Raw genomic sequence first — 24112 nt, forward strand, 5'->3', positions numbered from 1 at the left:
CCACAGGCGATTGTGATGTCAGCGGAACCGCAGATTGGCGCGTGACAATTGGTCGACCGAGGTGCAGCCCATCAGCTTCATGTCGCGCTCGATCTCGGTGCGCAAATGCCGTAGCGCACGCTCGACGCCCGCCTGGCCGGCAGCCGCCAGCGGATAGAGGTAGAAGCGGCCGAGACCAACGGCCTTGGCGCCGAGCGACAGGGCCTTCAGCACATGCGTGCCGCGCTGGATGCCGCCGTCCATCATGACATCGATGCGATCGCCGACGGCATCGGCGATTTCCGCCAGCTGGTCGAATGCCGCTCGCGAGCCGTCCAATTGCCGACCGCCATGGTTCGAAAGCACGATGCCGGTGCATCCGATATCGACGGCCCGCTTGGCATCCTCGACCGACATGATGCCCTTCAGGCAGAACTGCCCGTCCCAATGCTTCACCATTTCGGCGACATCGTTCCAGTTCATCGACGGGTCGAGCATCTCGGTGAAGTATTTGCCGATCGACATCGCGCCGCCGCTCATGTCCACATGCTCATCGAGCTGCGGCAGACGGAATTTCTCGTGCGTGAGATAGTTCAGCCCCCAGGCTGGCTTGATGGCGAATTGCGCAATGCCGGCGAGATTGAGCTTGAAGGGAATGGAAAACCCGGTGCGCAGGTCGCGCTCGCGATTGCCGCCGGTGATGCTGTCGACGGTGAGCATCATCACGTTGACGCCGGCATCCTTTGCCCGTTGCATCATCGCGCGGTTCAGTCCGCGATCCCTGTGGAAATAGAATTGATAGACCTGCGGCCCCTGATGCTTCTTGCGCACCTCCTCGAGGCTGACCGTGCCAAGCGAGGAGACACCGAACATGGTGCCGATGGAAGAGGCTGCCGCCGCAACCGCATTTTCACCCTCGTGATGAAATAGCCGCTGCAGGGCCGTCGGCGAGCAGTAGAAGGGCGTGGCGAGCTTTTGTCCCATGACGGTGACAGACATATCGACCTCGCTGACGCCGCGAAGGACGTTCGGAACGAGATCGCAGCTCTCGAAGCTCGCCGTGTTGCGCCGAAGCGTCACTTCGTCGTCGGCGGCACCATCGATGTAATTGAAGATCGGACCGGGAAGACGGCTCTTCGCCAGAGCGCGGAAATCATGGAAGTTATGGCAGTCACGCAGGCGCATGGCTCGCCTCGGCATTGAAACTGCAACCATTTTCAAAAGACATCAAATATCGTCCTCCCAATATCCCGCCGCTTAGTCCGACCTTGCGCTACAGCCGATGCAGCCGTGCTTCCCATTTGTAAAGCACGTCCGGCTCCTTCTCCTCATTGCCTGCCCCGTCCGACTCGTCAACAACGAAGAAGCCGTGTTTTTCGTAAAAGCGGCGCGCCGGCGCATTTCGTTGAAATGTCCAGAGCGAAAGCACCGGATAGGCGGATTTGGCGACATCGAGCAAACGGCTGCCGATGCCATGCCGCTGTGCTTCGGGCAGAACGTAGAGTTGATCAATCCAATCTTCGAGAAAGGCGATGACGCCGACCAGGCGACCACCCTCTTCGGCACCCCAGATCTGGCAATCCTTATAGACGACGGCACTCCAGAAGCCGACATCTTCCTCCGTCGTATGAAGTCCGGAAAGCGTCGGAAGCCGCTCGTCGAAGGAGGCGCGGTGAACGGCTGCCGCTGCCGGCATGTCCGCGAGATCGAGTTTACGCAACGAAACCTTGCCTGCCATCATCAAGCCCTAAGCCCAAAACCCTGCATCAGCCGGCGGGTCGGAAAATCCGGCGCGCCTGACGTGAACATTGCAAAGTCGAAATTGTCGGGATGGACGGCATCGACAGCCTGCGGCACCAGGCTGCGCGCACGGCGCGCAATCGCCTCGGCCGGATCGAGCCAGTCGACCGGCCAGGGCGCAAGCCTGCGGAAGATGTTGGCCATGAAAGGATAATGCGTGCAGGCCAGCACGACGATGTCAGTCTTGCGGCCGTCCTTCTCGACGAAGCACTGATCGATCTCTGCAAGTACCGCCTCGTCGGACACCGCATCACCGCGAATATAGGCTTCCGCCAGACGCGCCAGGTTTTCCGAGCCGACGAGCCGGACATGGCATTGGGTGGCGAAGGACTGGATCAGGTCACGGGTATAGGCGCGCTTCACCGTCCCCGGCGTCGCTAGTACCGAGACCAGACCGGAGCGGGTTCGCTCCGCCGCCGGCTTGATCGCCGGCACCGTGCCGATGAACGTCATCTGCGGAAATGCGGCTCGCAGATCTGCGCCCACAAGCGTGAAAGCCGTATTGCAGGCGATGATGCAGACTTCCGGATCGTGTTCGGCGAGCAACTTTCCGAAAAGATCGACGATGCGATCCTTCAGTGCCTGTTCTTCCCAGCCGCCGTAGGGAAAGCCGGCATCATCGGCGACATAGATGAAACCGCGTTCCGGCATCAGCACCCGCGCCTCGCGCAGCACGGTCAGGCCACCGATGCCAGAGTCGAAGACCAGGATGGGTTTCAGCTCATTCGCCACTGCTGTCATCGTTCGTGGTTTCCTTGGATGCGCTGGACGATCGGGGATGGGAACCGCTGCCGCGGGGAGATTTCCGCGTGAAGCGGTCGAGAGACGAGATCACGCCGCGCAAGACGCTGATTTCCTGTTCGGTAAACGCCCGGCGCGAGAGGACAGCGCGGAGATTGTCGATCATTTTCGGCTTTTTCCCGGCGGGATGGAAATAATTGCGGGCATCCAGCGCCTCCTCGAGCTGGTCGAAGAGACCGAAAAGCTGATCCTTCGTCGAAGGCCGCTGCTCGATCGCCTGGAAAGGCACGGCGCCGAGATCCTCCATGCCGGACTTCATCCACTCATAGGACATCAGCAGCACGGCCTGGGCGATGTTCAGCGAAGCGAAAGCGGGATTGACGGGAAACGTCACGATCTCGTCGGCGAGCGCCACCTCCTCATTCGTCAGGCCCCAGCGCTCGCGCCCGAAGAGGATGCCGGTGCCCTCGCCGGCCTTGAATCGCGCACGAAGCGTCTCTGCCGCCACGACAGGTGAACGGACCGGCTTGTAGCCGTCGCGCTCGCGTGCCGTCGTCGCATAGACGAAATTGAGATCGGCGACCGCCTGCTCCAGCGTGTCGTAGACCTTCGTCGCCTCGATGATGTGATCGGCCTTCGAAGCGGTCGCTTGCGCTCTCTCGTTCGGCCAGCCGTCGCGCGGATTGACAAGACGCAGCTCGGCCAGGCCGAAATTCGCCATGGCCCGCGCCACCATGCCGATATTCTCGCCCATCTGCGGCTCGACCAGAATGACGGCCGGCCCTTCGGCCAGAAGTAGACGCTCGCTGTTCGTGCCTGCCATGACGCTTTATCTCCGCGCGCGAACCCTGTCCGCGCAAATCACGGTCGCAATAGCGAGACACCAGCCGATCGGCAAGGTTTTTGAGCGCCGGCGCCGCGACGAACCCTCCCCGACTATTGCGGATTGGCCGGCTTCTGCTGATCGGAAGGCTGCTGTTGCTGCTGCTTGACGAGATCCTGCATAACTGACTTCAGCGAGCTCGGATTGCCATTGTCGTCGATCGTGATGATGTCGTCGATGACCGGTCTTCCGGCCTCCTGGATGACTTCGAAGCGGACCGTGGTCGTCTTCTGGTAGTCGGCGTCCGATCCCATGCAGGTGGCTTTCTTGAATGTCGCCAGCACTTCCGTCACATCGCCTTTCGGCGGCTGTCCAGCAAGCTTCATGTCCTCCAGCGGACAGGCATCCTGCGCGTTGACGATGACGTCATAGTCGAACGGCGAGATCCCGTCCTCGTCGGCTGCGGGAAACTGCGCCGCCGCCTGATATTTGGCAGCAAAATCCTTGCTGTAGAGATCCTTGAGCTTGCTATCGTCGAAAATATCCTGCCAGTCGCTGTCCCCGCCTGCCCAGTTCGAGACGGTGGCATCCATGATGATCTTGACCGGAGCCGTCGCATCGGCCGCAAGCGCCATATTCGCCCCGAACGAGACCTGAAGGAGTGTGAAGACAAGCGCGGATGCGGCAAATTTCTGCATGATATGATTCCGTTGCGACAGGCAAAACATGGGCGACATTAGACGCATCCACCGCTTTGGCAATGGTCCCGATTTTGAAAACCACCCGTCGGACTGAAGCTGCACTGATAAGATTATGACGATTTCAAATGCCGTCTTTGTGGGCGTTCTCGGCTTATATATTCTTTTTATAAGCAAGGCCGGGTCTTCATATCGAATAGATATATGCGGTTTGCTATCCGATATGCGGCGAAGACAATTTCGCCGAGGGGGACATCATGTCGCGTGGCCTGTTGGTATTCGTGCTGCAGACATTTGTCTGCCTCGCAGTTGCATTGCTCGGCGCATGGACATTGTTCCGGCCCAAAAGCTTTCAGGCCTTCGTGCACGAAAATTTTGGAATTTTTCCAAGCGTAAAGCCAGGTATTCAATCGATAACTATCCTCATAAGGCTCTCTTCGGCTTTTTTTCTGTGGTACGCCTATATGCTGGCGCAGGCCTTCGGTGCCGAAATTCTCTTTCTCGTTCATATTGTTCAACACCTGGCTGGTTGACCCTGACATCGAAAAGTCGACCGCTCACCGGAAGGTGCCATGAAGCGGATGTGATGAGCAAAAACGCCGCCTTAGCGCCGCTTTGGCTTTGCGTTCGGAACTTGCGATGCTATAGCGCTCGAGACTTCATATCACTCACGGGGACATGCGCCCCCATCAGCTTAAACGAGGCAGAAGCATGAAGAAGATCAAGGTCGCTAACCCCGTTGCCGATCTCGATGGCGACGAGATGACTCGCATCATCTGGCAGTTTATCAAAGACAAACTGATCTACCCCTACCTCGATATCGATATCGACTATTACGACCTCTCGGTCGAAAACCGCGATGCGACCAACGACCAGGTCACCGTCGACGCCGCCAACGCCATCAAGAAGCACGGCGTCGGCATCAAGTGCGCGACGATCACGCCGGATGAAGACCGCGTCAAGGAATTCAACCTCAAGCAGATGTGGAAGAGCCCGAACGGCACGATCCGCAACATCCTCGGCGGCGTCATCTTCCGCGAGCCGATCATCTGCAAGAACGTACCCCGCCTGGTTCCGGGCTGGACCAAGCCGATCGTCGTCGGCCGTCATGCCTTCGGCGACCAGTACCGCGCCACCGACTTCAAATTCCCCGGCAAGGGCAAGCTGACCATCAAGTTCGTCGGCGAAGACGGCACGGTCATTGAAAGGGACGTCTTCGACGCCCCCGGCGCCGGCGTTGCTATGGCCATGTACAACCTCGACGAATCGATCCGCGAATTCGCTCGTGCGTCGATGATGTACGGCCTGATGCGCAAGTGGCCGGTCTATCTGTCGACCAAGAACACCATCCTCAAGGCCTATGACGGCCGCTTCAAGGACATCTTCGAAGAAGTCTACCAGAGCGAATTCAAGGCTCAGTTCGACGAAGCCGGCATCACCTATGAGCACCGTCTGATCGACGACATGGTCGCCTCCGCGCTGAAATGGTCCGGCGGCTATGTGTGGGCCTGCAAGAACTACGACGGCGACGTCCAGTCCGACACGGTTGCTCAGGGCTTCGGCTCACTCGGCCTGATGACCTCGGTTCTCTTGACGCCTGATGGCAAGACGGTTGAAGCCGAAGCTGCGCACGGCACGGTCACCCGCCACTATCGCCAGCACCAGAAGGGCCAGGAGACATCGACCAACTCGATCGCCTCGATCTTCGCCTGGACCCGTGGTCTCGCGCATCGCGCCAAGCTCGACGACAATGCCGAACTCGCCAAGTTCGCCGCAACGCTCGAAACCGTCTGCGTCGACACGGTAGAATCCGGCTTCATGACCAAGGATCTGGCCCTGCTCATCGGCCCGGATCAGCCGTGGCTGTCGACCACCGCCTTCCTCGACAAGATCGACGAGAACCTCCAGAAGGCCATGGCCGCTTAAGCCTCGCCGACATCGGAACCTGCGAAAACCCGGCCTCAAAGCCGGGTTTTCTTTTGCCTTGAACTTGCTGCCGAACTAGACCGATGGCAAGAATGCACCGACCAAGGGAGGGTCTTATGACTGAGGAACTCGTTTTCTACACCAATCCCATGTCACGCGGCCGCATCGCCCGCTGGATGCTGGAGGAAATCGGCCAGCCCTATCGCACCGAATATCTCGATTTCGGCACGACGATGAAGGCGCCCGATTATCTCTCGGTGAATCCCATGGGCAAGGTGCCGGCGATCAAGCACGGCGATACCATCGTCACCGAGGGCGCGGCCATCTGCGCCTATCTGGCAGAGACCTTTCCGCAGGCCGGTCTCGCGCCGACGGCAGCCGAGCGCGGCCGTTATTTCCGCTGGATGTTCTTTGCAGCCGGGCCATTTGAAATGGCGGTCACCAATCGCGCCCTCGGCTTTGATATCCCGCCGGAACGCCTGCGCATGGCCGGCTGCGGCAGCTTCGCCAATGTGCTGGATACGATCGAGCAGGCAGTCTCAGCATCGCCTTTCATCGCCGGCGACCGTTTCACGGCCGCCGACGTCTATGTCGGCTCGCATGTCGGTTATGGGCTGAATTTCGGGACGATCGAAAAGCGGCCGGCCTTCATCGACTATTGGACCCGCGTGACCGATCGCGACGCCTATCGCCGCGGCAATGAGATCGATAACGCCGCAATGCCGAAGCAGGCAAATGGCTGAAAAGCCAAGGCTCTACAGCCATTCTCTCGTGTGAAGCATCATGCCGCTATTGAAGCGGCATATAGATATCGGTCAGCAATTCCGTTGGCGGCACCTCGCGCGGATTGTTGAGATATTCCTCGAACATGACAGCGTCGCGCAGTTGCCGGCCGGAGGCCGGCAGCCATTCTGCATAGAGCCACTGATATGCCTTGTACATATCGGCATAGGGTCCCTTGTGCCGCAATACGGCATATTCGCCACCATCGACGGTCCGTCGCTCCAGCGGAGCCTCGGCGGCAAACTCCTCGCTCGCATTGACGCAGGCGTAGGAGTGCAGTTTCTCGGCCGCAACGACGTCCGGATCGTCGAGATAGACACCGATCATCCGCATATCGGGCTTGGCGAGGCCGCGAGCATAGAGCGTGCCGAACAGGGTTTCGAAAGCCTGGCCGATCTGCATGTAGGGGCCGGTATGGGAAACCCCTATCAGCGAGAGCGAGGGAATGGTGCGAAGCGTAACGTCGAACATGAGCCTGATCCTTCCTTGGGTGCTGGGTTCGAAGATCGTGTGGCTTCCCTCATTCCGATATCGCGCCGGCGGCATGCCGTAGACGGATTTGAAGATGCGATTGAACGACTGGAGATTGGGATAGCCCGACCGCTTTGCAATGTCGCTGACGACAAGATCGGTGTTGACGAGATCGCCGGCGGCACGGTGTAGCCGCAACCGCTTGACGGTCGCGGCCGCCGTCTCGCCGTAGATCGCCCGATAGATCCTGTGCCAGTGATAGCTGGACATGCAGGCGATCTCGGCAAGTCTCTCCATGTCGAGCTCTTCATCCAGATGCTCGTGGATATAGGCAGAAACCCGCCGCAGACGGGTTTCATAAAGCGCCCATGCCGTTTCGCCGTTCATCTCAGCCCCCTTGCAAATCGATCGGCCCCAAGGAACCATATCCCGATTTGACAAATCCTGCGGAGTTGGATGGATGCGGAACTATTCGGTGGGGGTGGATACGCCCCGACGGTTGATGAGCTCAACTAGTTGGTAAGCATAGAGTTTGGTGCCTACTTGGCTGACGAAGAACTCGGAATCTCCATAGAACGGTCTGTTGATCTTTGCGAACCAACTCGTCTTCAGTTGCCTTGCTTTATCCTCACGGATCTTCAACCGGACGCCCTCGCTCCTTTTGAAGTATTGAACCTTCGCACCGACGATATCATTCCAGGGAATACGTTCCTTCCCGATATCTGAGGCGATAAGGCCCTCGGGAGAAAAATCAAACGCCAAGCGCCCGTTAAGCGCCTTGGATACGCAAACGGGCACCAACACTAGAAATATCGCAGTCCCCAGAATTCCGATAAAAAGAAGATAGCTGCCTAAACCTTCGCTACAATAACCAAGGTACGCCAAGAACGCCATAAAGGCGCCTCCCCCAAAAACAAAGAGCAATCCTTGAATAGCAGATGAGCGCGAGCGGTATAATATCACGTTCACGAAGCTCCTGTGCCGCTGCCGTTGGGCCAACGGCCCAACCTAGCACGACTGCAACCCTTAAGAGAGTGCAGCAGCAACCGCCTCGATCGCCTCATCCGCCTTGGCACCATCCGGGCCGCCGGCCTGCGCCATGTCGGGACGACCGCCGCCACCCTTGCCGCCAAGAGCGGCAGAGGCGATGCGGACGAGATCGACGGCGCTGAAGCGACCGGTCAGATCCTCGGTGACGGCAACGACGGCGCTGGCCTTGCCATCCTCGGAAACGCCGATCAGCGCAACGACGCCGGAGCCGAGGCTTGCCTTGCCCTCATCCGCCAGCCCCTTAAGATCCTTGGGGTCGACGCCGGAAATGGCTTTGCCGAGGAACTTGACGCCACCGACATCGCGCACCGCATCGACAGAACCGCCCTGACCGCCGCCCATGGCGAGCTTGCGCTTGGCATCGGCCAGTTCACGCTCCAGCTTGCGGCGCTCGTCCATCAAGGTTTCGACGCGCGAAACGACATCACCAGGCTGAACCTTCAGTGCCGAGGCGAGGCTCTTCACGCGCTCGTCCTGCTCGGCAAGATAATCACGCGCGGATTCGCCTGTCACGGCTTCGATACGGCGCACGCCGGCGCCGACGGCGCTGTCGCCAAGAATGCGCACGAGACCGATCTGGCCGGTGGCAGATACGTGCGTTCCGCCGCAAAGCTCGATGGAATAGGGCTTGCCGGCCTTGGCGCCGCGCACGCCCTGCCCCATGGATACGACGCGAACTTCGTCGCCGTATTTCTCGCCGAACAGCGCCATCGCGCCTTCCGCGATCGCATCGTCGACGCTCATCAGGCGGGTCGTAACCGGCGAATTCTGCAGAACGATCTCGTTCGCCATATCCTCGACGATCTTCAGCTCGTCGGCAGACATCGGCTTCGGATGCGAGACGTCGAAGCGCAGTCGCTCAGGCGCGACCAGCGAACCTTTCTGGGCAACGTGGGTGCCGAGCACTTCGCGCAGGGCCTCATGCAGCAGGTGGGTCGCCGAATGGTTGGCGCGCAGGCGCGAGCGCCTTGCGTGATCGACCGTCAGCACGACAGCGTCGCCCACCTTGATCGTGCCTTCCGAAACCTCGGCGGCATGAACGAAAAGGCCCTCGCCCTTCTTCAGGGTGTCGCCGACATCAAGCTTCGCGTTGTCGCCGGAGATGACACCGGTATCGCCCATCTGGCCACCGGACTCGCCGTAGAACGGCGTCTGGTTGACGACGATCTGCACCTTGTCGCCGGCAGAAGCACTGTCGACGGCAACGCCATCCCTAACGATCGCCTGGATGACAGCCTCGGCAGATTCCGTATCGTAGCCGAGAAACTCGGTGGCGCCGAACTTTTCCTTGAGCTCGAACCAGATGGTCTCGGTCGCCTTGTCACCTGAGCCGGTCCAGTGCGAACGCGCCTCGGCCTTCTGCCGCTCCATGGCATCGGTGAAGCTGGAAATATCGACACCGATGCCGCGAGCGCGCAGCGCATCCTGCGTCAAGTCGAGCGGGAAGCCATAGGTATCATAGAGCTTGAAGGCGGTTTCGCCGTCCAGGCTGTCGCCCTTGTGCAGGTCCGACGTCGCGTCCGACAGAAGCGACAGGCCGCGCTCCAGCGTCTTGCGAAAGCGGGTTTCCTCGAGCTTCAGCGTCTCGGAGGTCAGTGCTTCGGCGCGTACCAGCTCGGGATAGGCGCGGCCCATCTGCTGGATGAGCGTCGGCAGCAGCTTCCACATCAGCGGCTCCTTGGCGCCGAGCAGCTGAGCATGGCGCATGGCGCGACGCATGATGCGGCGAAGCACGTAGCCACGGCCTTCATTCGACGGCAGCACGCCGTCGGCAACCAGGAATGCCGAGGAACGCAGATGGTCGGCGATGACACGATGGCTGGCGCGATGTTCGCCCTCCGCCTTCACGCCGGTCGCCTCTTCCGAGGCTTCGATCAGCGCGCGGAAGAGATCGATGTCGTAATTGTCGTGCTTGCCCTGCAGCACGGCGGCAACGCGCTCGAGACCCATGCCGGTGTCGATCGACGGACGCGGCAGGTCGACCCGCTCCTGCTTGCTGATCTGCTCGAACTGCATGAAGACGAGATTCCAGATCTCGATGAAGCGGTCGCCATCCTCTTCGGCCGAGCCGGGAGGGCCGCCCCAGATATGATCGCCGTGGTCGTAGAAGATCTCCGAACAGGGACCGCAGGGGCCGGTATCGCCCATCGCCCAGAAATTGTCGCTGGTGGCAATGCGGATGATCTTGTCGTCCGAGAGGCCCGCGATCTTCTTCCAGAGATTATAGGCGTCGTCGTCGGTGTGGTAGACCGTGACAAGCAGGCGCTTGGCATCGAGGCCGAATTCCTTGGTGATTAGGTTCCAGGCAAGCTCGATGGCGCGCTCCTTGAAATAGTCGCCAAAGGAGAAATTGCCGAGCATTTCGAAGAAGGTATGATGGCGAGCTGTGTAGCCGACATTGTCGAGGTCGTTATGCTTGCCACCGGCGCGCACGCATTTCTGCGCCGTCGACGCCGTCGTATAGGGCCGCTGCTCCAGTCCGGTGAAAACGTTCTTGAACTGCACCATGCCGGCATTGGTGAACATCAATGTCGGATCGTTGCGCGGCACCAGCGGGCTCGACGGCACGATCTCGTGGCCGTTTTTCTTAAAATAGTCGAGGAAGGTCGACCGGATTTCATTCACACCGCTCATATTGGGCCCTTCAGTACTGCCATCAGCAACTTGCGTCAAAGTCAGTGGCTTTTATCGTTCGCTCCCGGCCCTGTCCAGCCGCACGAACAAAACCGGCCGCACATCCCTTGGACAATGCGGCCGGTTTTGAATTTTGGTCTTATATCAGGCCCGGGATCGCTCCCGGAAATCGCTATTCCGCAGCGGCGTCGCCATCATCGGCATCAGGGCCGGCATTCTGCAGGAAGCGATCGGCGATCAAGCCGGCATTCTGGCGCAGTGACAACTCGATCTCGCGGGCGAGATCCGGATTGTCGCGCAGAAAGAGTTTTGCGTTCTCACGACCCTGGCCGAGGCGCTGGCTGTTATAGGAGAACCAGGCGCCGGACTTTTCGACGATGCCGGCCTTGACGCCGAGATCCACCAGTTCGCCGGTCTTGGAAACGCCCTCGCCATACATGATGTCGAATTCCACCTGCTTGAAGGGCGGTGCCATCTTGTTCTTGACGACCTTGACGCGGGTCTGGTTGCCGACCACCTCTTCGCGCTCCTTGACAGCGCCGATGCGGCGGATGTCGAGGCGGACCGAGGCATAGAACTTCAGCGCATTACCGCCCGTCGTCGTTTCCGGCGAGCCGAACATGACGCCGATCTTCATGCGGATCTGGTTGATGAAGATCACCATGGTGTTGGACTTCGAGATCGAAGCCGTAAGCTTGCGCAGCGCCTGGCTCATCAGGCGGGCCTGCAGGCCCGGCAGGCTGTCACCCATCTCGCCCTCGATTTCGGCGCGCGGCGTCAAAGCCGCGACGGAGTCGATGACGAGAACGTCGATAGCGCCGGAGCGCACCAGCGTGTCGGTAATTTCAAGCGCCTGTTCGCCGGTGTCGGGCTGCGAGATAAGCAGGTTCTGCAAATCGACGCCCAGCTTGCGGGCATAGACCGGATCGAGCGCGTGTTCCGCGTCGACGAAGGCGCAGATGCCGCCCTTCTTCTGGGCTTCGGCGATGGTCTGCAGCGCCAGCGTCGTCTTACCGGAGCTTTCCGGACCATAGATCTCGACGATACGCCCCTTCGGCAAGCCGCCGATGCCCAGCGCGATATCGAGGCTCAGGGAGCCGGTGGAAACCGTTTCTATTTCGACCACATTCTCGTTGGAGCCGAGCTTCATGATCGAGCCCTTGCCGAACGACCGCTCAATTTGAGAGAGTGCCGCTTCAAGTGCCTTGCTTTTATCCACCGATTTGTCCTCTACAAGCCGCAAAGAATTCTGAGACATTCGATCCACCTTTAGGTTATTGAAGCCGCTCTAGCAATGTCGCCGCCGATGAGAATTCTGTACTCTATTTGTTCCATCATCGCAAGAGCACAACAAGCAATTGAAAGAAAAAGATAAAATGAATTCCGTTCTACTTTTGTTTTCTTCTTTCTTCCCAGATACTTACGTGTCTGGGACGATCGGATCGGGCATGTTATCGGCTGGCCCGATTCGCCTTTTCGATTGCTGAGGAAAACCATATGGCGAAGAAGATTCTCGTTCTTGGCGGCGCTCATGTCGACCGTCGCGGCCGCATCTTCGGTGAGACGGCGCCGGGCGCCAGCAATCCGGGAGCATGGTTCGAGGAGCCCGGCGGCGGCGGCTTCAATGCAGCCCGCAATCTGGCCCGCCTAGGCTTCGACGTAAAGCTGATCTCGCCCCGCGGCGGCGACCCCTCCGGCGAGATGGTGGCGGAGGCTGCCAGCCACGCGGGCATCGACGACAAGCCTTTCGTGTTCCTCGACCGCAAGACACCGAGCTACACCGCGATCCTCGAGCGCGACGGCAATCTGGTCATCGCGCTTGCGGATATGGAGCTCTACAAGCTGTTCGTCCCCAGGCGCCTGGCTATTCGCGCCGTTCGCAATGCATTCGAGGCGACCGACCTCGTTCTTTGCGACGCCAATCTGCCGGCCGAGACGTTGAGTGCCGTCACAGCAAGGGCGTCCTTCTGCGGCAAACCCGTCGCTGCCATCGCGATCTCGCCCGCGAAGGTGGTGCGGCTGAAGCCGTGCCTTGCCGGCATCGATCATCTGTTCCTCAACGAAGCCGAGGCCGCGGCGCTAACGGAGAGCCGTCCGGACGACCCGCGCGAATGGGTGAGCGAATTGCGCGCACTTGGTCTGCGCAGCGGCGTGATCACCCGTGGCAAGCGCGAACTGATCGCGTTCTCGCGCGATATCATCATCAGCCTGCAGCCGCCCGTCGTCGATAATGTCGCCGATGTCACCGGCGCGGGAGATTCGCTTGCCGCAGGAATTTTGGCCGCCCTGCTCGCCGGCCATGACCTTGGCGAAGCCGTCCGTCACGGTGCTGCTGCGGCGGCAATCACCGTGCAGTCGCCCTTCGCCACCGCCGAAAATCTCACACCCGAGCTGCTAAAGACGATGTTGGCCCTTGTTCCAGAGGCCGCTATTCTGTCATGAAGCCTGCTCAAATCGCCTCTACTGTTTCAGTCAATTGGACACGACAATGACCCAGCCCATCTCGCCACTGCTTCCGATCTCCTATTCGAAGGAAGTCGCCGCGGCAAAGTTGCGCGGCGCCCCGCTCGTCGCGCTGGAATCGACCATCATCACCCATGGCATGCCCTACCCGGGCAATATCGAGATGGCCCGCAGCGTCGAAGCGATCATCCGGCAGGAAGGCGCTGTACCGGCAACCATTGCCGTCATCCACGGCGTTTTGCATATCGGCCTTGAGCCGGAAGAGCTGCAGGCGCTCGCCAAGACCGAAGGCGCCATGAAGGTGTCGCGTGCCGATCTCGCCTTCGCGATCGCCGAGCGCCGCACCGGTGCGACCACGGTCGCCGCCACGATGATCGCCGCCGCCCGCGCCGGCATCAAGGTTTTCGCCACCGGCGGCATCGGCGGCGTGCATCGCGGCGCAGAGGAAAGCTTCGATATCTCGGCTGACCTTGAAGAGCTTTCCCGCACCGGCGTCATCGTCGTCTGCGCCGGCGCCAAGGCGATTCTCGATATTCCGAAGACGCTGGAAGTGCTGGAAACCCGCGGCGTGCCCGTCGTCACCTATGACAGCACGGAATTCCCGGCCTTCTGGTCGCGCTCCTCCGGCCTGCCGAGCCCGCTGACACTGAACAGCCCCGCCGCAATCGCCAACTTCCAGACCACGCGCGAACAACTCGGCATCGATGGCGGCATGCTGATTGCCAATCCGGTGCCGGAAGCCGACGAGATTCCGCGCGAGGAAATGGAAATCTACATCCAGCGCGCCCTCGACAGCGCCGAACGCGACGAAATTACCGGCAAGGCGGTCACCCCGTACCTGCTCGGCACCATCTTCGACATCACCGACGGCCGCAGCTTGAAGACCAACATCGCGCTTGTCGAAAACAATGCGCGACTTGCCGCCGAAATCGCCGTCGCCCTGGCGGAATAACAAACGGAACCTCGCAGCCGCCCTAGGTCAATGTGAACAGGCCGAGGGCGGCTCGCAATTCAGCGAGGGTCGCCTCCGTCCGCTCTCTTGCCTTCAGCGTGCCCTCCCGCAATATCCCCATCACATAATCGGGTTCGGCAGCATATCGGGCGCGGCGCTTGCGGATCGGCGCAAGCAGCGCCTGCAGAATGTCTTCCAGATATCTCTTTACGGTGACGTCACCCAACCCACCCTGCCGATACCGCGCCTTCAGCTCCTCCACGAATTGCCGATCGTCGCAGAAGGCGTCGAGATAGGTAAAGACGACATTGCCCTCGATCTTTCCGGGATCGCTAACGCGTACATGGTCTGGATCGGTAAACATGCGCCGTACGGCGTCGCGAATATCGTCGGACGAAGCCGAGAGCGGGATGGCATTCCCCTGCGACTTGCTCATCTTTGCCGTTCCATCGACGCCCGGCAGGCGCCCAACGGCTGGCACCATGGCCTCTGCTTCGACAAGGATGTCGCGGCCGACCTGCCGGTTGAGGCGGCGAACGATCTCGTTGGTCTGTTCTATCAGAGGCGCCTGATCCTCGCCGACGGGTACGACCGTCGCCTTGAAGGCCGTGATATCGGCCGCCTGGGCCACGGGATAGCAGAGGAAGCCGGCGGGTATATCGCGCTCGAAGCCGCGAAGCTGGATTTCCGTCTTGATCGTCGGGTTGCGCTCCAAGCGACCGACCGTCACGAAGTTCATATAGAGCAGCGTCAGCTCCGCCAGTGCAGGCAGCGCGGATTGCACGCAGATCGTCGTTTCCGCCGGATCAATGCCGACAGCGAGATAATCGAAGGCAACTTCAAGAACGTTGCGTCGGACTTTTTCCGGATCGTGGGCATTGTCGGTCAGCGCCTGCGTATCCGCCAGCAGCAGGAACTGCCGATGGCCGCGCTGGAGCGCAACGCGGCTCTTCAGCGATCCGACATAATGGCCGAGATGGAGCGGCCCTGTGGTCCGGTCGCCCGTCAGGATGACAGGGCGGGTATCAGTAGAGGAAGACATTTTTTGCTCCGCAAAAGGAGCCGCCGCGATCGGGAAGGAAAACTGAAATGACCATGCTTGCCGGATCACGGCGGCAAAGGTCGATTTCAAGACATGACGACTGCCGCTCCTAGAGGGAGCGCCACCACATACGGAAAATGGGCTTGGCGGGATCGATCATGCGCGGTTGATATCACTCATGCGCCGGCATCGGCAATATCGGCCGAGAAAAATCGCCTTGAACGGAAAATACCCCCGCCTATCGGTCCAACGTTTCCCGCACGACAACCGCGAGCTGCTTCAGCGAGAACGGCTTCGGCAGGAAGCCAAACTGCGCGTCGGCTGGCAGATTGCGGGCGAAGGCATCCTCTGCATAACCCGAGACGAAGATGAACTTCATATCCGGATATTTCTTGCGCAACTCGCGCAGCAGCGTCGGACCGTCCATCTCAGGCATGACGACATCGGACACGACAACATCCACCTGGCCATCGAGCTCGTCCAGGATCTCCATTGCTTCGACGCCGGAGCCCGCCTCGTAGACGGTGTAGCCGCGCGTCTCCAGCATGCGCTTGCCGCCGCGACGCACCGCCTCCTCGTCCTCGACCAGCAACACGACAGCAGACTTGCCGGTGAGATCCGCCGGCTCTTCGCTCTGTCCCGCCGCCGCAACGCTCTGATCCATTGCCGTGACGCCCCGGCTTTCCGACGCCTTTTCTTCCGTCACGACCGACGGGTCGACCATATGACGCGGCAGGAAGATGCGGAAGGTCGTTCCCTTGCCGACTTCCGATTCCGGATGGATGTAGCCGCCGGATTGCTTGATGATACCATAGACCATCGCGAGGCCGAGGCCCGTGCCCTTGCCCACTTCCTTCGTCGTGAAGAAGGGCTCGAAAATCTTGTCCATGATTTCAGGCGCGATACCCGTGCCGGTATCGTTGACCTCGACGAGAACCATTTCCTCATGCGGCAGATAGGCGTAATTGAAGGCGCTCACATCCGCCGCCAAAAGATTGCGGGTGCGCAGCGTCAGCGTGCCGCCGCCCGGCATGGCGTCGCGCGCGTTGACACAGAGGTTGATGAGCACCTGCTCGAACTGCGACAGATCGGTCTTCACCGGCCAGAGGTCGCGGCCGTAATCGACGTCCAGCTTGACATGCGTGCCCGACAAGAGCCTGTCCACCAGCATGCGCAGGTCGCCGATCACATCGGTCAGGTTGAGGATCGTCGGCCGCATGGTCTGCTTGCGGGAGAAGGCAAGCAGCTGCCGGACCAGCACTGCCGCGCGATTGGCGTTGCGCTTGATTTCCATCAAATCCGCAAAGCTGGCGTCGGAGGGCCGCGCCTGCAGCAGCAGATGATCCGAAGACAGCAGGATCGCCGTCAGCACATTGTTGAAATCATGCGCGATGCCACCGGCAAGTGTTCCCACGGCATTGAGCTTCTGCGTCTGCGCCATTTGCGTCTCAAGCGCCTTCTGCTCGGTCACTTCGACGGCATAGACGATGGCGGCCTCTTCCGGCGCTTCGTCGGTCTGGTCGATCACGGCGTTGATATAGAAGCGGAAATGCCGCGTGTCGTCCTTTGGATTGCGGGAGTCGATCGGCGGAATGTCGCCCTGTCGGTCCTTGGCGGCGGCCAGCGCTCGATGCAGCTGAGCCCGATCGTTGTCGTTGACGACCGTCTCCAGTGCCGCGCCGCGCTCGATATCGTCGCGCGACACCAGATCCGAGAAGAGTTTCAGGAACGGCGCGTTGGTGCGCAAAATGCGACCCTCGCCATCGACCGAAGCGATTGCCATCGGGGTATTGTTGAAGAAGCGGCTGAAGCGCATTGCCGCCGCAGAAGCCGATTGCTCGGTGCCGCCGCCGCTCTGTCGCGTCAGCACGATCGTCCGGCTTTCGCCGGGGGCACCGTCGCGCATGGACGTGACGCTGTGGACGATCTGCACCGGCAGACTCTGGCCGTTGGCGCGGCGCAGATCGAGATCGAGCGTGACCGTCTTTTTCAACCCAGGCTCCGCCTGCACGGATTGGATCAGCGCCAATCCCTCGCCAGCCACGAGATCGCCTATCGTCGTCGAGCCCGGCACGAATTTCGTGAGATCGAAACCCAGCCATTCGGCGAGCGTCGCGTTGAGATAGAAGATCTCGCCCTTGCGTCCGGCCGAGAAGAAGCCGGCCGGCGCGTGGTCCAGATAGTCGATCGCGTTCTGCAGCTCTTTGAAGAAACGTTCCTGATCGTCGCGTTCGGAGGTGATGTCGGTGATCTGCCAGATATGCAGGGCCTTGCCGCGCCCCGGTTCCGGCGGCAGCACGCGCGCTTTCAGGCGATACCAATGCGCATCGTTGCCGCTTCCATCCCCTGGGCCGAGAGGCTTCATCAGACGGAACTCTTCCGATCCCTCCTTCGCCTCGCGCAGACCGTTCGCAAGGCGATACAGCGCCTCGTTGGATTCGCGGTTGCGCGACAGCAGCGTCTCGAGCGACTGCACCTCCGTCGCCTTGGCAGCGCCCGTCAGCCGTCCATAGGCGGCATTGGCGTAGATGATGCGGCCTTTTTCGTCGGTGATCAGCGTGCCGTCGGGCTGGCTGTTGAGGAATGAGCGCGCCAGACTATCGGACTGGGGCTGCGGCATGACCTCGACGAAACCGATGATCGACGACACCAGGAAGAAGATTCCGACCATGGCGAGGATGCCGAGCCCGCCGAGCACGGCCTCGTTATCGAGCTGGCTCTTGAAGACGACAAAGGCGGCCGCGGCCGCGACGAGGACGAGCGCAAGCAGGATGATGCGCAGCGCGGTGCCTGAACGAACCCCACGATCCACCAGCGGCACGCTATACTCGTCGGACGGACGCTGCTTCGTCATAGACCCCTCGTCTTCGCCTTCCCCTTGCGACATGTCGTGAACGTTACGGATCGCAGGAGTCGGACCTTTCGAATCCTTCTTTATCAACTTGCGTCACCCGCAAAAAGCTTTGTGGGGCCAGAAAGGCTTGAATTCACAGGCAAGAGCACGGAACATCAGGCAATGCCACCTTGTCTCCGGCACAATCCTGCTCATATGATCGCCTCATATGAAGGCCAAGGTCAAAGCGGCGGCCCTGCCGCAGCTGCGCAAAGGCCGCGCTACCGGGGATAAATACGGAGTATCTCGACATGTTGGACGAAATCGCCGGAGCCTATGGCAGCCGCTTCTTCCTCGCAGCCGGCGGAGTTGGCATCGCTCTTCTCCTGCTGATCGGCATTCTCTGGGTTCTGCGCCACCGAGCGCCCTCGCCTTTCGTGCGCGGTGGCAAGAACCGCCAACCGCGCCTGCAGGTGCTGGATGCCGCCGCTGTTGATGCCCGTCGCCGACTCGTTCTTATCCGTCGCGACGGCATTGAACACCTTATCATGATCGGTGGCCCGACCGATATCGTCATCGAATCCGGGATCTCCGATCCAACACGGACAGGAACGTCGACCCCGACCCCGACACCAACGCCCGTCGAAATCCCCTTCGTATTCGAAAGCCGACCGGAACCGTCACAGAAAGCCGCCGAACTCGAGACTCCCCCCGCCGCACTTTCGCAGCACCCTCGATCGACCGAGGACAAGCTCGAAGCCTATCTGCGCTCTGAACCGGCAGTCGCCGCCGCGCCGGAGCCCGCACCGCGTCAGATCGAACGGCCCCAGCCTATCGTCACACCGTCGCTGCGCACATCCCAGCCCGTGACCGCACTGACCGAAACCGAAGCCGCCGACATCTTGGAAGCCGCTCGCCATATGGTCCTGCCGCAACAACCGCCACGCGCGGCGGCCGTCGAGCCGACCGTCGCCGCACCGTCTCCCGCCGAACCTGCCAATGATTTTCAACGCGTGCTGGAAGCGGAAATGTCAAAGAATTTGACCGCCGAGCGGATCATTCCGAACGTGCAGCAGCCCCGCCAGGTTCAGCAACAGCCGGCCGCCGCATCCGCCCCAGTACAGGCTCCTGGTCCGGCACAGCGTATCGATCCTGAACTCGCCCCGATAACCGGAGCAGACAGCGCCCTCCAAAAAGAGGTAGCACGCATTTTCGGCGAGATGAGCGTCAGCCGCGACAAGTAGGACGCAGTCGCACGAATGCGTCGCGAAATGAAAAAGGCACGACGGAAATATTCGTCGTGCCTTTAGTTTTTCAGTATCGGCCGAAACCGGCTGTTCAATTACTCGTCACGATAGACCTTCTCGCGGCGCTCGTGACGCTCCTGCGCTTCGATCGACAGTGTGGCGATCGGACGGGCATCCAACCGCTTGAGGCCGATCGGTTCGCCGGTCTCTTCACAGTAGCCGTAAGTGCCGTCTTCGATGCGCTGCAATGCAGCGTCGATTTTGGAAATGAGCTTACGCTGGCGATCACGAGCCCGAAGTTCGATGGCTCTATCTGTTTCCGAGGAAGCCCGGTCGGCCAGATCGGGATGGTTTGCGCTTTCTTCTGCCAGATGATCCAGCGTCTCGCGCGCTTCTCTTAGAATATCATTTTTCCAGGCTACCAGCTTCGCTCTAAAATAGGCCCGCTGGTTTACATTCATGAACTCCTCGTCCTCCGAGGGCACATAACTGCTAAGATCGATCTTCTCACTCAACGCGATTCTCCTGAAGAACATCTCATATTGCGGGGTGTATATCCCAACCAATAGTACCGATTCAAGCCAAATAGATGCTGTCAACTGATTTTTAAATTTGTCATAAAATTCAGCTAAGGGTCTATTTTTTCATCATATATTTGCGACGGGCCGAATCCGACCTAAACGTAACCTTCGCGTGAATGAGCGCTAAACGCTGATCTGACGGATATGGGAGCAGTTGACTGCATGTGGGATCAGACGTTACCTCGTTGATGAAATCGAGCTCTGGAATTTCGCCATGACCAACATCTCGCCACCGCCTTCCCGGATCTATCTCTTGCGTCATGCGGCGGCTCAACAAGCCGCGCCGGGTCAGCGGGATTTCGATCGCCCTCTTAACGACGACGGCTATGCCGCGGCCGAGATTGTCGCGGACAAGGCGGCCGACAAGGACTACAAGCCGGACCTGATTATCTCCTCGACCGCCCTGCGGTGTCGACAGACTACTGACGCCATGCGCCGCGTCGTCAGCCCATCCACCGAATTCCGCTTTGTCGATGCTCTCTACAACGGCACGCTGGAAATCTACCTTTCGCTCATAGCATCGCAGAGCGACCAGGAATCCGTGATGCTGGTGGCGCACAATCCGATCATCGAGCAGACGCTGGAATCCCTGATCGGTCATGAGGCCTTGGTTAGCGCGCTTCCTCGCGGCTTTCCGACGGCCGGCCTTGCCGTTGTCGACTCGACATCGACAGGCTGGACACTTACGGACTTTGTCACCGAGTAGCGATATCTACCGGTGCGGGTCAGAGTTCCAGCCTGGCCGGAATGTCCGCCGATATCACGTTGCCTTTTCGGCTTGAGTTTCGCTTCCTATATTCACGGTCACGCTGTCATTCAGGGATCTCGCCTTGCCGCCAAGCCTGACCTCCTTCACCGACGATGCCCTGATCGCCTTCGATAATCTTGCTGATCGCGCGGCCGGCCTCGTCAACCCGACAATTCGCCTCGGCGTCACCGGTCTGTCCCGCTCGGGCAAGACCGTGTTCATCTCCTCCCTCGTGCACAATCTCTTGAATGGCGGCCGCCTACCGCTGTTCGAGGCGGTGCAATCGGGTCGCGTTTCCGCAGTGCGCCTCGAACCGCAGCCTGATGATGCCGTGCCGCGTTTTCAATATGAGGACCACATTCGCGCGCTCGTGAAAGAGCGGATATGGCCGGATTCGACTCGCGCGATCTCGGAGCTGCGCATTACCCTGGACTACCAAAGCGCCAGCGGCTGGAATCGACTGTTCTCTCCCGGGCGCCTTTCCATCGACATCGTCGACTATCCCGGCGAATGGCTGCTCGATCTGCCTTTGCTTGGCAAGGATTTCCGCACCTTCAGCGCGGAAACGCTGGCTTTGGCGGCAACGGGCGTTCGCGCCGAGCTGTCGCGCGCTTGGCTGGCGACGACTGAAAATGCTGATATTGCCGCGCCTGCGGACGAAATGAAGGCGCGCGACCTTGCAACGGCTTTTGCCGATTATCTCAAGGCCTGCAAATCCGACGAGCGTTCGCTGTCGACGCTGCCGCCGGGCCGGTTCCTGCTGCCCGGCGATCTGGACGGCTCGCCAGCGCTCACCTTCGCGCCGCTGAAGCTGCCGGCTGAAGGCAATGCCCCGAAAGGCTCGCTCTGGGCGATGATGGAGCGCCGCTACGAGGCCTACAAATCCGTGGTGGTCAAACCCTTCTTTCGCGAGCATTTTGCCCGTCTCGACCGCCAGATCGTTCTCGTCGATGCATTGCAAGCCATCAATCGCGGTCCGGAAGCGGTGCAGGATCTCGAGCGCGCGCTGACGGATGTACTGGCCTGCTTCCGTCCCGGCGCCAATTCCTTCTTTTCCGCGCTCATCGGCCGCCGCATCGATCGCGTGCTGGTCGCCGCCACCAAGGCCGATCATCTCCATCACGAAAGCCATGACCGATTGGAGGCATTGACCCGCCGCCTCGTGGAACGTGCCGTCGAACGCATCGGCATGGCCGGCGCCGGCATCGAGGTCATGGCCATCGCCTCCGTGCGCGCCACCCGCGAGGCGACCGTGACGCGCGACGGGCAAACGCTTCCCGTCATCGTCGGCACGCCGATGGACAAGGAAACGATCGCCGGCGAAATCTTCGACGGCAATCGCAAGACGGCGGTATTCCCGGGCGATCTGCCGGAAAATCCCCGCTGGCTGTTCGAAGCCCTTGAATCGGATGGCGCAAAGGTCCATTTGCCCGAGGTGAACGTCGTGCGCTTCCGCCCGCCGGAGCTTGATGAAACCGGCGGCGGCATCAAGCTTTCGGTGCCGCATATCCGTCTCGATCGCGCCATGCAGTTCCTGTTCGGAGACCGTCTCGCATGACGAAACCGACCGCAAACGAACCAAGCAGCACCGGCCGCCGTCCGGCCGCCTTTTCGCTGGAGCCGGACATTTCCAGAAGCGATGCGACTGCCGCGCCCGGTTCGGAAACACTGCGCCGCAAGCCGCAAAGCTTCGATACCAAAATCGTCCTGACGCCCGACGAGGAAGACCCTTTCATCAACCCTGCCCTCGACTCAGCCCTGGCCGAGAGCGCCGTTGCCAAGCCGCGCCGCCGTGGGTTTTCCTTCGGCAAGGTGGCGCTGAGCGCGCTCGGCATTCTGGTGTCGCTCGCCTTCGGCCTCTGGACGGATCAGCTCATCCGCGACCTGTTCAGCCGCGCCGACTGGCTCGGCTATACGGCGCTCGCAACGGTCGCCATCGGCATTCTCGCCGTCCTTGCCATCGTTGTCAGGGAAACCGCCGGCATGATGCGGCTGGCGGCCGTGCAGACCATCAAGGCGGAAGCGGAAGCCGCGATCGTCGAAACGCGCCCGGCGCGCGCCAAGGCGCTGGTAAAGCGTCTTTGCACTCTTCTCGAGGCCAATCCGGAAACAGCACGAGGCCGCGCCACGCTGAAAGCCGCCGAGGACGATATCATCGATGCGCCACATCTGATCGACCTTGCGGAGCGCGAGTTGCTCGGACCGCTCGACCGTCGTGCTAGGGCGCTGATTCTCGGCGCCTCGAAGCGGGTCTCGGTCGTGACAGCCGTCAGCCCACGCGCCCTCGTCGACATTCTCTTCGTTCTTTACGAGGCGGCAAAGCTGGTGCGGGCCATGGCCGAACTCTATGGCGGCAGGCCCGGTACGCTCGGCATGCTCAGGCTGATGCGCGATGTGCTTGCCCATCTGGCCGTCACCGGCTCGATCGCGGTCGGCGACAGCATCGTCCAACAGCTGATCGGCCACGGCCTGGCATCGAAGCTCTCGGCGCGGTTAGGCGAAGGTGTCGTCAACGGCATGATGACGGCCCGGATCGGAATTGCAGCCATGGATCTCTGCCGGCCATTGTCCTTCAAATCACTCAAACGGCCTGGCATTGCCGACTTCGCCGGCGATCTCACACCGAGCGTAACGGGCCGCAAGACGACATAAGCGCCCGCAAATCCGGCTTTACAAGGCGCGGGAAACCAAGCATTAACCATTCTCGGGCAAAAGTGGGAACCAGATTTACGGTTCCGCCTCGCTAAGGAATGTCCATGTTTTCGCGTCAATTTCTTCTTGTAAGCGGCCTTGCCGCCGCGACCCTCTCCACAGGTGCTTGGGTTCATTCGGCTGACGCGGCTCCCCGCGACAAGGCCTTTTTCCAGTCAGTCGCCGGCTCCTGGAGCGGTCCGGGCGAAATCGTCGCCGGTAAATACAAGGGAACGAAATTCACCTGCGCCCTCACGGGCAAGGCACTCGACGGCAGCAATGCCGGCGTCAAGCTCGATGGCACCTGCCGCGTCGGCGTCTTCCAGCAGCCGATGTCGGCCGAGATCACCCAGAGCGGCGGCAGCTACACAGGAAAATTCCTGGACGGAGCCGCCGGCAAGGGTCTGGATGTGACGTCCGGTACGGTCAATGACGGCACGGTCGTCCTCGGCCTGAACCGCCAGAAGCTCAATGGCGCCATGATCGCCCGCGTTACGAACGACAAGTTGATGAACGTCACGATTTCGGTGAAGGTTGGCGAGCAGATGGTGCCGGTCATCGGCGTCACGTTGAAGCGCGCCGACATCGACCAGATGGCAGTCGGATCGATCCAGTAATTCCAGGCATCAAGCCATAACGTAGCGGCCGGC

22 protein-coding genes are annotated in these 24112 nt (G+C 60.6%); 10 read left to right on the top strand and 12 right to left on the bottom strand.

Annotated features, from left to right (window positions below):
• Positions 1–18: 18 nt before the first annotated feature.
• The 5 genes from JTP94_RS22700 to JTP94_RS22720 form a co-directional block, all read right to left on the bottom strand.
• Entirely contained in the window at positions 19–1164 is a 1146-nt protein-coding gene (locus tag JTP94_RS22700; protein WP_204852694.1) for an alpha-hydroxy acid oxidase, read from the bottom strand.
• 88 nt (positions 1165–1252) lie between these two features.
• On the bottom strand, positions 1253–1717 hold the full coding sequence (locus tag JTP94_RS22705) for a GNAT family N-acetyltransferase (RefSeq protein WP_204852695.1): 465 nt from the start codon (positions 1715–1717) through the stop codon (positions 1253–1255).
• 2 nt (positions 1718–1719) lie between these two features.
• Positions 1720–2520: a glutamate racemase gene (gene murI, locus JTP94_RS22710; RefSeq protein ID WP_204852696.1), complete on the bottom strand. Its 801-nt coding sequence runs from the start codon at positions 2518–2520 to the stop codon at positions 1720–1722.
• Positions 2501–3343: an RNA methyltransferase gene (locus JTP94_RS22715; RefSeq protein ID WP_204852697.1), complete on the bottom strand. Its 843-nt coding sequence runs from the start codon at positions 3341–3343 to the stop codon at positions 2501–2503. The genes murI and JTP94_RS22715 overlap by 20 nt, the downstream gene beginning before the upstream one ends.
• Positions 3344–3456: 113 nt before the next feature.
• On the bottom strand, positions 3457–3978 hold the full coding sequence (locus JTP94_RS22720) for a hypothetical protein (protein ID WP_409456629.1): 522 nt from the start codon (positions 3976–3978) through the stop codon (positions 3457–3459).
• 320 nt (positions 3979–4298) lie between these two features.
• Here JTP94_RS22720 and JTP94_RS22725 point away from each other — a divergent pair, with 320 nt between their 5' ends.
• From JTP94_RS22725 to JTP94_RS22735, 3 genes are all read left to right on the top strand, one after another.
• Positions 4299–4574 carry a hypothetical protein gene (locus JTP94_RS22725; RefSeq protein WP_204852699.1) on the top strand — a complete coding sequence of 92 codons (276 nt, stop codon included), beginning with the start codon at positions 4299–4301 and terminating at the stop codon, positions 4572–4574.
• 178 nt (positions 4575–4752) lie between these two features.
• Positions 4753–5967 carry an NADP-dependent isocitrate dehydrogenase gene (locus tag JTP94_RS22730; protein WP_204852700.1) on the top strand — a complete coding sequence of 405 codons (1215 nt, stop codon included), beginning with the start codon at positions 4753–4755 and terminating at the stop codon, positions 5965–5967.
• Positions 5968–6083: 116 nt separating this feature from the next.
• A complete protein-coding gene (locus tag JTP94_RS22735) occupies positions 6084–6710 on the top strand; it encodes a glutathione S-transferase family protein (RefSeq protein ID WP_204852701.1) in 627 nt (208 codons plus the stop codon).
• Between the two features lie 46 nt (positions 6711–6756).
• Here JTP94_RS22735 and JTP94_RS22740 read toward each other — a convergent pair whose 3' ends face one another.
• The 4 genes from JTP94_RS22740 to recA all read right to left on the bottom strand — a co-directional run bounded on the left by JTP94_RS22740 (position 6757) and on the right by recA (position 12163).
• Positions 6757–7608 (bottom strand): GyrI-like domain-containing protein, encoded by an 852-nt coding sequence (locus tag JTP94_RS22740; protein WP_204852702.1) that lies wholly within the window; start codon positions 7606–7608, stop codon positions 6757–6759.
• 81 nt (positions 7609–7689) lie between these two features.
• On the bottom strand, positions 7690–8115 hold the full coding sequence (locus tag JTP94_RS22745) for a hypothetical protein (protein ID WP_204852703.1): 426 nt from the start codon (positions 8113–8115) through the stop codon (positions 7690–7692).
• A gap of 132 nt (positions 8116–8247) precedes the next feature.
• Entirely contained in the window at positions 8248–10905 is a 2658-nt protein-coding gene (gene alaS / locus JTP94_RS22750) for an alanine--tRNA ligase (RefSeq protein WP_204852704.1), read from the bottom strand.
• Between the two features lie 172 nt (positions 10906–11077).
• On the bottom strand, positions 11078–12163 hold the full coding sequence (gene recA, locus JTP94_RS22755) for a recombinase RecA (RefSeq protein WP_034504800.1): 1086 nt from the start codon (positions 12161–12163) through the stop codon (positions 11078–11080).
• A gap of 239 nt (positions 12164–12402) precedes the next feature.
• Here recA and JTP94_RS22760 point away from each other — a divergent pair, with 239 nt between their 5' ends.
• A complete protein-coding gene (locus JTP94_RS22760) occupies positions 12403–13347 on the top strand; it encodes a carbohydrate kinase family protein (protein WP_204852705.1) in 945 nt (314 codons plus the stop codon).
• 46 nt (positions 13348–13393) lie between these two features.
• The gene (locus JTP94_RS22765) at positions 13394–14320 is read left to right on the top strand and encodes a pseudouridine-5'-phosphate glycosidase (protein ID WP_204852706.1); all 927 of its coding nucleotides are present in this window, start codon (positions 13394–13396) and stop codon (positions 14318–14320) included.
• A gap of 22 nt (positions 14321–14342) precedes the next feature.
• On the opposite strand, the gene trpS is transcribed toward JTP94_RS22765, so the two are convergent.
• Both trpS and cckA read right to left on the bottom strand, forming a co-directional pair.
• Positions 14343–15362, bottom strand: a complete 1020-nt coding sequence (gene trpS, locus JTP94_RS22770) for a tryptophan--tRNA ligase (RefSeq protein WP_204852707.1) — start codon at positions 15360–15362, stop codon at positions 14343–14345.
• A 238-nt stretch (positions 15363–15600) separates the two neighbouring features.
• The gene (gene cckA, locus JTP94_RS22775; protein ID WP_204852708.1) at positions 15601–18216 is read right to left on the bottom strand and encodes a cell cycle histidine kinase CckA; all 2616 of its coding nucleotides are present in this window, start codon (positions 18214–18216) and stop codon (positions 15601–15603) included.
• A 290-nt stretch (positions 18217–18506) separates the two neighbouring features.
• On the opposite strand from cckA, the gene JTP94_RS22780 reads away from it, so the two are divergent.
• A complete protein-coding gene (locus tag JTP94_RS22780; RefSeq protein ID WP_204852709.1) occupies positions 18507–19439 on the top strand; it encodes a flagellar biosynthetic protein FliO in 933 nt (310 codons plus the stop codon).
• A 98-nt stretch (positions 19440–19537) separates the two neighbouring features.
• Here JTP94_RS22780 and dksA read toward each other — a convergent pair whose 3' ends face one another.
• A complete protein-coding gene (dksA, locus tag JTP94_RS22785) occupies positions 19538–19957 on the bottom strand; it encodes an RNA polymerase-binding protein DksA (protein ID WP_034504792.1) in 420 nt (139 codons plus the stop codon).
• Between the two features lie 280 nt (positions 19958–20237).
• Between dksA and JTP94_RS22790 the strand changes: the two genes are divergently transcribed.
• The 4 genes from JTP94_RS22790 to JTP94_RS22805 all read left to right on the top strand — a co-directional run bounded on the left by JTP94_RS22790 (position 20238) and on the right by JTP94_RS22805 (position 24079).
• Positions 20238–20729, top strand: coding sequence for a histidine phosphatase family protein (locus tag JTP94_RS22790; RefSeq protein WP_204852710.1), 492 nt, complete (start codon positions 20238–20240; stop codon positions 20727–20729).
• 124 nt (positions 20730–20853) lie between these two features.
• Positions 20854–22329 (top strand): YcjX family protein, encoded by a 1476-nt coding sequence (locus JTP94_RS22795; protein ID WP_204852711.1) that lies wholly within the window; start codon positions 20854–20856, stop codon positions 22327–22329.
• Complete coding sequence (locus JTP94_RS22800; protein WP_204852712.1) at positions 22326–23423, top strand: YcjF family protein; 1098 nt, start codon at positions 22326–22328, stop codon at positions 23421–23423. Before JTP94_RS22795 ends, JTP94_RS22800 begins: the two co-directional genes overlap by 4 nt.
• A gap of 104 nt (positions 23424–23527) precedes the next feature.
• Entirely contained in the window at positions 23528–24079 is a 552-nt protein-coding gene (locus tag JTP94_RS22805; RefSeq protein WP_034504787.1) for a hypothetical protein, read from the top strand.
• Positions 24080–24112: the final 33 nt, after the last annotated feature.

This window comes from Martinezella lusitana (genome assembly GCF_016901135.1).
GTDB classification, from domain to species: domain Bacteria; phylum Pseudomonadota; class Alphaproteobacteria; order Rhizobiales; family Rhizobiaceae; genus Rhizobium; species Rhizobium lusitanum_D.

Bases quoted from the DNA above. Each gene is read 5' to 3' on its own strand.
- JTP94_RS22725 (WP_204852699.1), top strand. From the start codon at position 4,299: ATGTCGCGTGGCCTGTTGGTATTCGTGCTGCAGACATTTGTCTGCCTC.
- JTP94_RS22705 (WP_204852695.1), bottom strand. From the start codon at position 1,717: ATGGCAGGCAAGGTTTCGTTGCGTAAACTCGATCTCGCGGACATGCCG.
- JTP94_RS22745 (WP_204852703.1), bottom strand. From the start codon at position 8,115: ATGGCGTTCTTGGCGTACCTTGGTTATTGTAGCGAAGGTTTAGGCAGC.
- cckA (WP_204852708.1), bottom strand. From the start codon at position 18,216: ATGACGAAGCAGCGTCCGTCCGACGAGTATAGCGTGCCGCTGGTGGAT.
- JTP94_RS22780 (WP_204852709.1), top strand. From the start codon at position 18,507: ATGTTGGACGAAATCGCCGGAGCCTATGGCAGCCGCTTCTTCCTCGCA.
- murI (WP_204852696.1), bottom strand. From the start codon at position 2,520: ATGACAGCAGTGGCGAATGAGCTGAAACCCATCCTGGTCTTCGACTCT.
- JTP94_RS22720 (WP_409456629.1), bottom strand. From the start codon at position 3,978: ATGGCGCTTGCGGCCGATGCGACGGCTCCGGTCAAGATCATCATGGAT.
- JTP94_RS22740 (WP_204852702.1), bottom strand. From the start codon at position 7,608: ATGAACGGCGAAACGGCATGGGCGCTTTATGAAACCCGTCTGCGGCGG.
- trpS (WP_204852707.1), bottom strand. From the start codon at position 15,362: ATGTCTTCCTCTACTGATACCCGCCCTGTCATCCTGACGGGCGACCGG.
- alaS (WP_204852704.1), bottom strand. From the start codon at position 10,905: ATGAGCGGTGTGAATGAAATCCGGTCGACCTTCCTCGACTATTTTAAG.
- JTP94_RS22800 (WP_204852712.1), top strand. From the start codon at position 22,326: ATGACGAAACCGACCGCAAACGAACCAAGCAGCACCGGCCGCCGTCCG.
- JTP94_RS22760 (WP_204852705.1), top strand. From the start codon at position 12,403: ATGGCGAAGAAGATTCTCGTTCTTGGCGGCGCTCATGTCGACCGTCGC.
- JTP94_RS22805 (WP_034504787.1), top strand. From the start codon at position 23,528: ATGTTTTCGCGTCAATTTCTTCTTGTAAGCGGCCTTGCCGCCGCGACC.
- JTP94_RS22790 (WP_204852710.1), top strand. From the start codon at position 20,238: ATGACCAACATCTCGCCACCGCCTTCCCGGATCTATCTCTTGCGTCAT.
- JTP94_RS22700 (WP_204852694.1), bottom strand. From the start codon at position 1,164: ATGCGCCTGCGTGACTGCCATAACTTCCATGATTTCCGCGCTCTGGCG.
- JTP94_RS22715 (WP_204852697.1), bottom strand. From the start codon at position 3,343: ATGGCAGGCACGAACAGCGAGCGTCTACTTCTGGCCGAAGGGCCGGCC.
- recA (WP_034504800.1), bottom strand. From the start codon at position 12,163: ATGTCTCAGAATTCTTTGCGGCTTGTAGAGGACAAATCGGTGGATAAA.
- JTP94_RS22735 (WP_204852701.1), top strand. From the start codon at position 6,084: ATGACTGAGGAACTCGTTTTCTACACCAATCCCATGTCACGCGGCCGC.
- JTP94_RS22730 (WP_204852700.1), top strand. From the start codon at position 4,753: ATGAAGAAGATCAAGGTCGCTAACCCCGTTGCCGATCTCGATGGCGAC.
- JTP94_RS22765 (WP_204852706.1), top strand. From the start codon at position 13,394: ATGACCCAGCCCATCTCGCCACTGCTTCCGATCTCCTATTCGAAGGAA.